Source organism: Streptomyces sp. NRRL S-455, assembly GCF_000717875.1.
GTDB lineage: Bacteria > Actinomycetota > Actinomycetes > Streptomycetales > Streptomycetaceae > Streptomyces.
The window spans coordinates 47,579-56,733 of record NZ_JOCT01000046.1; the positions used below are offsets into that span (position 1 = coordinate 47,579).

A 9,155-nucleotide genomic window follows, 5' to 3' on the forward strand; every position below is an offset into this window, starting at 1 on the left:
TTTGCGCGCAGCACAGAACCCGGTCGGTGACCGAAGTCGCCGACCGGGTGAGTGCTCAGTGCAAGGTCAAGCGCCGCGACGATGCTGCGAGGACTGGTCGTCCTCGTCGTCGTCGTCCTCGTAGAGGTCGGCGTACCGTGCGTACAGGTCGTCGTCCTCATCGTCTTCGAACGGCTCGCCGTTAGGCGGCTGCGGATTCGAAGGCGATGCACCCAGCTCCTCGGCCAGGCGTGAGAGGTCAGTCCCACCGCTGTTGTACTTCAGCTGGCGGGCGACCTTCGTCTGCTTGGCCTTGGCCCGGCCGCGCCCCATGGCTCGACCCCCTCAACGACGGGGCTCGACGGCCCCAGAGTCTTGACACGCGTTCATGGTCCGGCACGGACTCTCCGCGGAGAGACCGGTCCGTAGGGCTTCCACGGTACCTGAGCCCGCGCCCATACGGTACGTCGCCCGCATGACCTGCCCGTGCCCAGGACCTTCGAGGTGCCCCGTCCTCGCTGGTCAACCGCGATTTTAACCACTTATCGGCGGTCGACCCGCCGGTAGAAGTGAGAGTTCTCTCTAACTGCCCACCGGCGGGTACCGGCCAAACGTGCGAGGCCCCCGGGGAAGCGCCGCCTAGTGGGCCCGGCGAGCCGCGGCCGCGTCGTGCATCCGCTGCTCGGCGATCCGGTCGGCCGCGGCGGCCGGCGGAATACCGTCTTCCTTCGCACGTGCGAATATGGCCAGCGTGGTGTCGAAGATCTTCGCCGCCTTCGCCTTGCACCGCTCGAAGTCGAAGCCGTGCAACTCGTCGGCCACCTGGATGACGCCGCCGGCGTTCACCACGTAGTCCGGCGCGTAGAGGATCCCGCGGTCGGCGAGGTCCTTCTCCACACCCGGGTGGGCGAGCTGGTTGTTGGCGGCGCCGCAGACCACCCTGGCGGTCAGTGCCGGCACCGTGTCGTCGTTCAGGGCGCCGCCGAGCGCGCACGGGGCGTAGATGTCGAGGCCCTCGACGCGGATCAGGGTCGCGGTGTCGGCGACCGCCGTCACACCCGTCGGGTGCGCGGCGAGGATCCGCCCCACGGCGTCCTCGCGCACGTCGGTGATGACGACCTCGGCGCCCTCCGCCCGCAGGTGCTCCACCAGGTGGTGGCCGACCTTGCCGACGCCGGCGATGCCGACCCGCCTCCCGCGCAGCGAGGGATCGCCCCACAGGTGCTGCGCGGAGGCCCGCATGCCCTGGTAGACGCCGAAGGCGGTGAGGACCGAGGAGTCCCCGGCGCCGCCGTTCTCCGGGGAGCGCCCGGTCGTCCAGCGGCACTCACGGGCCACGACGTCCATGTCGGCGACGTACGTGCCGACGTCGCAGGCGGTGACGTACCGGCCGCCGAGGGAGGCCACGAACCGGCCGTAGGCGAGGAGCAGCTCCTCGGTCTTGATCTTCTCCGGGTCGCCGATGATCACGGCCTTGCCGCCGCCGTGGTCCAGACCGGCCATGGCGTTCTTGTACGACATCCCGCGGGCGAGGTTCAGCGCGTCGGCGACGGCCTCCGCCTCGTTCGCGTACGGGTAGAAGCGCGTACCGCCGAGCGCGGGGCCCAGGGCGGTGGAGTGGAGGGCGATGACGGCCTTGAGGCCGCTCGCGCGGTCCTGGCAGAGCACGACTTGCTCATGACCCCCCTGGTCCGAGTGGAACAGGGTGTGCAGTACATCAGCAGGCGCGCCGGTTACGTCGGTCACTGTGGTGACTCCTGAGTAGGTTCGGCGGGTGGAGACCAGCCCTCGTGCGGGTGGCGGGGACTGTTGAGCATGAGATTAGAGCCTGGGGGCCCCGCAGGCCGCACAGTGCACAGGATCACCTCCGACTGGAGTACGCACGTGCGACGATTTGCATAGATTTCCCGTGCGTTTGTGAGTGGGTCCCGCAGGTTTTCGCGACGGAGCGCGGGGGAGGGAGCAGGCGTGCCCAAGGTGTCCTCGGTGATCGTCCCCTACGCGAGCTACCTCCGCGTGTACGAACCGCTGGCCGCCTTCCCCGAGCCGGAGCGCAGCCAGTGGGCCCGCTACGCCCGCCGTCCGGACCGCCCCTCGTACCAGGACGAACTCCGCCGGGCCCTGGCCGACTTGGCCCCCACTCCGCCGGTCCCGGTGCCGGTGCACGAGAGTGAGGACGCCTTCGTGCTCGAGGTGGACGGCGTCGTCTGCGTCTGCCCCTGGCGCACCAGGCTGCGCGGCTGGCTGGCCCTGGACGAACTCTCCGAGGAACTCCCGCCGCCGGTCCTGGACGCCGTCCTGCCGCCCGTCCTGCGCCGCCAGGCCGCCCAGGACTACGAGCGCTGGCTGGCGATCAACCCGGACGCCCGGCCGTGGATCCGCACGGCGACCTGGCAGGTGCCGATCAACTGGTTCGTGCTGGTCTCCGACGAGGAGCGCGAGTACGACAAGGGCGGCAGCGTGGCCGGCCCGCCGGTGCTGCGCTACCGCACGCCCATGGTCCAGGCCCGGCGGCGGGTGGCCCGGGGCCTCAGGGCCCTGAAGGAGGCCATGGACGAGGGGCCGCTGATCGACGGCCTGATCGACGTCGGGCGCTGGCTGGAGGAGTTCCACCCGCGCTCGCTCGTGGAGCTGGACTACGGCGGCCTGGTGCACGCCCTGCCGGCCGGATCGCTCGAGGACGACCATTCGGCGGCGGACGTGGCCGAGGGCATCGCCGCGCTGCGCCGGGGGGACGGAGACACCGCGGGGGCGGCGTACGCCCGGCTCGTCGAGCGGTGGCGTTCCGTACGGGATCTTCGGTCGGCGAACTGACCTCTGACCTCAGGCTCCTACGGACCGCTCCCGATCGGTCACGAACTGAGGTTTGACGTACCGCCCGTTTTGGGGTTTCGTCCTCGCACTGACGTTCCTGAAAAGTCCTCCCGCGTCAGCTGAGACCTCGTCAACACCGGACACAGGTTTCGATCCGGGCGTACCGCTCAAGTAGGCCAAGCGTGACGGACTACACGTACGCGGCTCTTGCGCCCCTTGCCCCTCCTCATGCCAAAATAGGACAAGGAGTCCGGGGGGCTCCTTCCGTCCCATTGCGTTGCAGTGTGGGCGGAATCTCAGCATTGCACGCTTTGGGGGGTCTGTGACTCCTGAGCGCCGCTGTGACTGATCGTCACAGCGGCGTGACTGTCCGCTATGGCATGGTCCATCGGCTTCCGTCGCTGATGAACACCTGGGAGGGCAATTCCATCGGTTTGGCCGACGCGGCTGGACAGATGGTGTAGTTGTAGTGCCGAGGACAAGCCGTTCGTCCTATAACCGACTCGACTCGCGTCCGCCATTTCGGGCAACGCGGGTCAAGGTGCAGAATTTAGAGGAAAGAACCGAGAAGGTTCGGTTCTCCCGAGGAGGCCGCTCATGACCGCTCGCACCCCTGATGCCGAGCCGCTGCTGACCCCGGCTGAGGTCGCCACCATGTTCCGCGTCGACCCCAAGACGGTCACGCGGTGGGCGAAGGCCGGCAAGCTCACGTCGATCCGCACGCTCGGCGGGCATCGCCGCTACCGCGAGGCAGAGGTCCGCGCTCTGCTCGCGGGCATTCCGCAGCAGCGCAGCGAGGCCTGAACAACTGAATAACCGGGCGAAACCGGCTGGTCCCCCCATCGGCCGAGGCGCCCGGAACCACAGCTCCAAGCGACGCGGGTCCTGCCCCAACAGGCCCCACGCCCACGCCGGTCAGAGCTCTTCAGGCACATAACAGGGTGCGTCGTCGGTCGCGCTGGACTCCGCCGGGTCCAGCGCGATCTTTTTTGTGCGTCGGCTGCCGACCGGACGGGCCCGCGGTGAGCGGGCTTGTCGGAGTCTGGGGAGGGGTGTCGAATCACCTGTGTGCGGCACCACCAGACTGGTGCAATTGCACATATTAAATTGACCCCTTGTAGGTGGGGAGTAAGTACCGCACTTTTCAAAACTCATGCGGTGACACCCGTCACATACCGAGCGGCTTGTTAGCCCTCACGCCGGTGCGGTAGAGGAACCTCCGCCTCCAGCAGCCCACGTGTGCAAGGGCGTTGGGGCCGGCCACCGATCACGCCCGCGCCGGGCTCTGGTCCTCGACGTCCTCCTCGGAGGCCTGCGCGGCGCGCGGGGCGGACTCCAGCGTTTCCATCGCCAGGCGCAGCAGGTGGTGGCAGATCGGACAGTGACGAGTGAGGTGCCGGTACGACGACGCGGCCGACAGGTGCGCGCGGAGCAGGGCCCGCGTCTCGTGCCTAGCCGATGCCGCCATACGCCACCTCCAGGGGGCCGCACGGAGAACGGCCCTGGTCTCTGGGTACCGACCCGATGAGAGGCCGTCAAGACGGCGCGAGAGACCGCAGGGAGTTACCCGGAGGTCGGAACACGCGAGAGCCCGGATCCGAAGATCCGGGCTCTCGCGCTGCGGTCCACACGAATGAGCCCGCGTCCCTTGCGAGACGCGGGCTCATTCGCTTCACTGCGGTCCTGACGGGATTTGAACCCGCGGCCTCCACCTTGACAGGGTGGCGAGCACTCCAAACTGCTCCACAGGACCAGGTTTCGCGGCGCTATTCCTGCGTTGCGCTGCGAGAAGAGACTGTACAGGAGCGGGGGGTCCTGGTCGAACTCACCCCCCGTACACACGTGATCACGGAACTGCCGCGTCGATCGCCTTCACGATCCGCTTGTCGGAAACGGGGTACGCCGTGCCCAGCGCGTGGGCGAAGTAGCTGACCCGGAGCTCCTCGATCATCCAGCGGATGTCCAGGACCGACGACGGGACCGGCCGGCCCTGCGGCATCTGCTCCAGGAGCCAGGCGTACTCGTCCTGCATCTCCTGGACCTTCTGCATCCGCGTCGTGTCCCGCTGGACGTTCGTCGGCATCTGCTGGAGGCGGCGGTCCGCCGCGACCAGGTAGCGCATCAGATCCGGCAGACGCCGCAACCCCGCCTCCGTCACGAAGCCCGGCTTCACGAGGCCGTCCAGCTGCTTCCGTACGTCCTGGAGGTTCGGCAGCAACGCGGGGCTCCGTACGGCCTTCAGACGGCGCTCACAGGCCTGCCACGCCGCCAGCACCTGCTGCACCTGACCCACCGTACGGACGGTCGTGTCGACGATCTCGGCGCGCACCCTGTCGTACAGCTTCCGGTACGACTCCTCGTCCCACGCCGGCCCGCCGAAGTCCGCGATCAGCTTGTCGGCTGCCGCCATCGCACAGTCGTCGAACAGGGCCTGGACGGAGCCGTGCGGATTCGAGGACAACGCGAGCTTCTGCGCGTTCGTCAGGCGATCGCTCGCGAATTTCGCCGGATTCACCGGGATGTTGCGCAGGATCAGCCGGCGGGTGCCCTTCCACATCGCCTGCCCCTGCTCGGCCTCCGTGTCGAAGAGTCGTACGGAGACCGTGTCACCGTCGTCGACCAGCGCCGGGTACGCCTTCACCGGCTGCCCGGCCCGCCGTGTCTCGAAGACCCGGGTCAGCGTGCCGATCGTCCAGTCGGTGAGGCCCTTGCGCTCCAACGACTCGCCACCCCGGCGCTCCGCGGTGGCCGCGGCCGCCTGGGAGAGCGCCTTGCGCGCCTTGGGCCGCAGCCGCAGCTTCAGCGCCTCCAGATCCTTGTCCTCCGCGAGCTTGCGCCGCCGCTCGTCGACGATCCGGAACGTGACCCGCAGATGGTCGGGGACCTTGGACCAGTCGAAGTCGTCCGCCTCGAACGGCACGCCGACCATGCGCCGCAGCTCGCGGGTCATCGTCGTCGTGAGCGGTTCCTGGAGGGGCGCCGCCTTGTCCAGGAACGCCTTCGCGAAGTTCGGCGCGGGCACGTAGTTGCGGCGGATCGGCTTCGGCAGGGACCGGATGAGCTCTGTGACGAGCTCCTCCCGCAGACCCGGGATCTGCCAGTCGAAGCCCTCCTCGGTGACCTGGTTGAGCACCTGGAGCGGGATGTGCACCGTCACGCCGTCGGCGTCCGCGCCCGGCTCGAACTGGTACGTCACACGGAACTTGAGGTTCCCCTGGCGCCAGGAATCCGGATAGTCGGCCTTGGTGACCTCGCCCGCCCTCTCGTTGATGAGCATCTCGCGCTCGAAGTCGAGGAAGTCGGGCTGCTCGTGGCGCTTGCGCTTCCACCAGGAGTCGAAGTGCGCGCCGGAGACGACATGCTCGGGGATCCGCTGGTCGTAGAAGTCGAACAGCGTCTCGTCGTCGACCAGGATGTCCCGGCGCCTGGCCCGGTGCTCCAGCTCCTCGACCTCGGTGAGAAGCCTGCGGTTGTCCGCGAAGAACTTGTGGTGCGTGCGCCAGTCGCCCTCGACGAGCGCGTTCCGGATGAACAGCTCGCGGCTGACCTCCGGATCGATCCGGCCGTAGTTGACCTTCCGCTGCGCCACGATCGGGACGCCGTACAGCGTGACCTTCTCGTACGCCATCACCGCGGCCTGGTCCTTCTCCCAGTGCGGCTCGCTGTAGGTGCGCTTGACGAGGTGCTGGGCGAGAGGTTCGACCCAGTCCGGCTCGATCTTCGCGTTGACGCGGGCCCAGAGGCGGGACGTCTCGACGAGTTCGGCCGACATCACGAAACGCGGGGGCTTCTTGAAGAGCGCCGAGCCCGGGAAGATCGCGAACTTGGCGTTCCGCGCGCCCAGGTACTCGTTCTTGGCGCCTTCCTTCACGTCCTTCATGCCGACGTGGGACAGCAGCCCGGCGAGGAGCGAGACGTGGATGCGGTCGGCCGGGGCGTCGTCCTCGTTGAGGTGGATGCCCATCTGCTTCGCGACCGTGCGCAACTGGCTGTAGATGTCCTGCCATTCACGGATGCGAAGGAAGTTGAGGTACTCCTGCTTGCACATCCGGCGGAAGGACGACGAGCCCCGCTCCTTCTGCTGCTCGCGGATGTACCGCCAGAGGTTGAGGTAGGCCAGGAAGTCGCTGGTCTCGTCCTTGAAGCGGGCGTGCTGCTGGTCGGCCTGGGTCTGCTTGTCGGCGGGGCGCTCGCGCGGGTCCTGGATGGACAGCGCGGCGGCTATCACCATGACCTCGCGCACGCACCCGTTCTTGTCCGCCTCCAGGACCATCCGGGCCAGCCGCGGGTCGACGGGCAGCTGGGCGAGCTTGCGGCCGGTCTCCGTGAGCCGCTTGCGGGGGTCCTTCTGCGCCGGGTCCAGTGCGCCGAGCTCCTGCAGGAGCTGCACACCGTCGCGGATGTTCCGGTGGTCCGGCGGGTCGATGAAGGGGAACTTCTCGATGTCGCCGAGACCGGCCGCGGTCATCTGCAGGATGACGGAGGCGAGGTTCGTACGGAGGATCTCCGCGTCCGTGAACTCCGGGCGGGCGTTGAAGTCGTCCTCGCTGTAGAGGCGGATGCAGATGCCGTCCGACGTACGCCCGCAGCGCCCCTTGCGCTGGTTGGCGCTGGCCTGCGAGATCGGCTCGATGGGCAGCCGCTGCACCTTGGTGCGGTGGCTGTAGCGCGAGATGCGGGCGAAGCCGGGGTCGATGACGTACTTGATGCCCGGGACCGTGAGGGACGTCTCGGCGACGTTCGTCGCCAGAACGATCCTGCGGCCGGTGTGCGGCTGGAAGACGCGATGCTGCTCGGCGTGGGAGAGCCGGGCGTACAGCGGAAGGACCTCAGTGAACCGGTAGTTCTTCTTGATCAGGGCGTCCGCGGTGTCCCGGATCTCCCGCTCCCCGGAGAGGAAGACCAGGATGTCGCCCTTCCCCTCCTTCTGCAGCTCCTCCACCGCGTCGGTGATCGCGGTGATCTGGTCGCGGTCGGCGTCGTCGGAGTCCTCTTCCAGGAGAGGGCGGTAGCGGACCTCCACCGGATAGGTCCGCCCGCTGACCTCGACGATCGGGGCGTCACCGAAGTGCCGCGAGAAGCGCTCGGGGTCGATCGTCGCCGAGGTGATGACGACCTTGAGGTCGGGCCGCTTCGGCAGCAGCTGGGCGAGATAGCCCAGCAGGAAGTCGATGTTCAGCGACCGCTCGTGAGCCTCGTCGATGATGATCGTGTCGTAGGCGCGCAGCTCACGGTCGGTCTGGATCTCGGCCAGCAGGATGCCGTCCGTCATGAGCTTGACGAAGGTGGCGTCCGGGTCGACCTGGTCGGTGAAACGGACCTTCCAGCCGACGGCCTCACCGAGAGGGGTGTCCAGCTCCTCCGCCACGCGCTCGGCGACGGTACGGGCCGCGATCCTCCTCGGCTGCGTGTGCCCGATCATGCCGCGCACGCCCCGGCCGAGCTCCATGCAGATCTTCGGAATCTGCGTCGTCTTGCCGGAGCCCGTCTCGCCGGCCACGATCACGACCTGGTGGTCGCGGATGGCCTCGGCGATCTCGTCCTTCTTCTGGCTGACCGGCAGCTGCTCCGGGTACGTGACCTCGGGCACACGAGCCCGCCGGTCGGCCATCCGCTCCTCGCCCTTGACGACCTCCGCCTCGATCTCGGCCAGCACGGCGGCCCGGGCCTCCGGCTTACGGATCTTGCGCGCACCTTCGAGCCTGCGCCCGAGCCGGTGCGCGTCGCGCAGGGACAGCTCGGTCAGGCGGGGGGCGAGGGCGCCGAGTGCGGGGGCGGATTGCGTAGACATACGCGGTCCAGGATCTCATCCCTCGGATTTTCGTGGCTAACGCTTTTGTCTCTGGCGGTCTGGCCGGGGTTGTGCCTGCTGCGGCGGGGGTGGGGTGCGCGTGGCGCCTTGCGCCGGGTGGTGGGTCGGGGCCGCGCCGGGGGGTGTCCGTCCTCGGAACGGCGCGATGGGGTCGGAGACCAATTGACTGTCCGTTGACGCGCCAACCAGCTGCGCTTTTCAGGCGGACGCTCGTACCAACTGAGCTACCCAGCCATGAGGTTTCACGTGAAACCTCAGCGGTCCTGACGGGATTTGAACCCGCGGCCTCCACCTTGACAGGGTGGCGAGCACTCCAAACTGCTCCACAGGACCAAGCTTTCGTACGACAGTGTCGCACAGGGTGGTGCGTGCCCCCAACGGGATTCGAACCCGTGCTACCGCCTTGAAAGGGCGGCGTCCTAGGCCGCTAGACGATGAGGGCTATCGGCCCGCCTGGGCGCTTCTCAGCGCGTCGGGGACGTGAGAAGCATATGGGATGGCGGGAGGTATCGCCAAAACGGTTTAGGGGGCGGGGGACGCGGAGGGGGTG

General features: G+C 68.2%; 6 protein-coding genes and 3 tRNA genes. 2 read left to right on the forward strand and 7 right to left on the reverse strand.

What is annotated here, in order from left to right; all coding sequences use genetic code 11:
* Positions 1 to 66: 66 nt before the first annotated feature.
* A complete protein-coding gene (locus IE97_RS0137090; RefSeq protein WP_030251636.1) occupies positions 67 to 312 on the reverse strand; it encodes a DUF3073 domain-containing protein in 246 nt (81 codons plus the stop codon).
* Between the two features lie 306 nt (positions 313 to 618).
* Positions 619 to 1,725 (reverse strand): Leu/Phe/Val dehydrogenase, encoded by a 1,107-nt coding sequence (locus tag IE97_RS0137095; protein WP_030251639.1) that lies wholly within the window; start codon positions 1,723 to 1,725, stop codon positions 619 to 621.
* 222 nt (positions 1,726 to 1,947) lie between these two features.
* Between IE97_RS0137095 and IE97_RS0137100 the strand changes: the two genes are divergently transcribed.
* Entirely contained in the window at positions 1,948 to 2,793 is an 846-nt protein-coding gene (locus IE97_RS0137100) for a hypothetical protein (protein WP_030251642.1), read from the forward strand.
* Positions 2,794 to 3,390: 597 nt separating this feature from the next.
* On the forward strand, positions 3,391 to 3,597 hold the full coding sequence (gene bldC / locus IE97_RS0137105; protein WP_003949541.1) for a developmental transcriptional regulator BldC: 207 nt from the start codon (positions 3,391 to 3,393) through the stop codon (positions 3,595 to 3,597).
* A 463-nt stretch (positions 3,598 to 4,060) separates the two neighbouring features.
* On the opposite strand, the gene IE97_RS0137110 is transcribed toward bldC, so the two are convergent.
* From IE97_RS0137110 to IE97_RS0137130, 5 genes are all read right to left on the reverse strand, one after another.
* A complete protein-coding gene (locus tag IE97_RS0137110) occupies positions 4,061 to 4,261 on the reverse strand; it encodes a DUF6274 family protein (RefSeq protein WP_030251645.1) in 201 nt (66 codons plus the stop codon).
* A 210-nt stretch (positions 4,262 to 4,471) separates the two neighbouring features.
* Positions 4,472 to 4,546: transfer RNA gene (locus IE97_RS0137115), tRNA-Asp, on the reverse strand.
* A gap of 93 nt (positions 4,547 to 4,639) precedes the next feature.
* A complete protein-coding gene (hrpA, locus tag IE97_RS0137120) occupies positions 4,640 to 8,584 on the reverse strand; it encodes an ATP-dependent RNA helicase HrpA (RefSeq protein WP_030251648.1) in 3,945 nt (1,314 codons plus the stop codon).
* 279 nt (positions 8,585 to 8,863) lie between these two features.
* A tRNA-Asp gene (locus tag IE97_RS0137125) sits at positions 8,864 to 8,938 on the reverse strand.
* A gap of 36 nt (positions 8,939 to 8,974) precedes the next feature.
* Positions 8,975 to 9,047: transfer RNA gene (locus tag IE97_RS0137130), tRNA-Glu, on the reverse strand.
* Positions 9,048 to 9,155: the final 108 nt, after the last annotated feature.

Coding starts and splice junctions, on each gene's coding strand:
- IE97_RS0137090 (WP_030251636.1), bottom strand. CDS start 312: ATGGGGCGCGGCCGGGCCAAGGCCAAGCAGACGAAGGTCGCCCGCCAG.
- bldC (WP_003949541.1), top strand. CDS start 3,391: ATGACCGCTCGCACCCCTGATGCCGAGCCGCTGCTGACCCCGGCTGAG.
- IE97_RS0137110 (WP_030251645.1), bottom strand. CDS start 4,261: ATGGCGGCATCGGCTAGGCACGAGACGCGGGCCCTGCTCCGCGCGCAC.
- hrpA (WP_030251648.1), bottom strand. CDS start 8,584: ATGTCTACGCAATCCGCCCCCGCACTCGGCGCCCTCGCCCCCCGCCTG.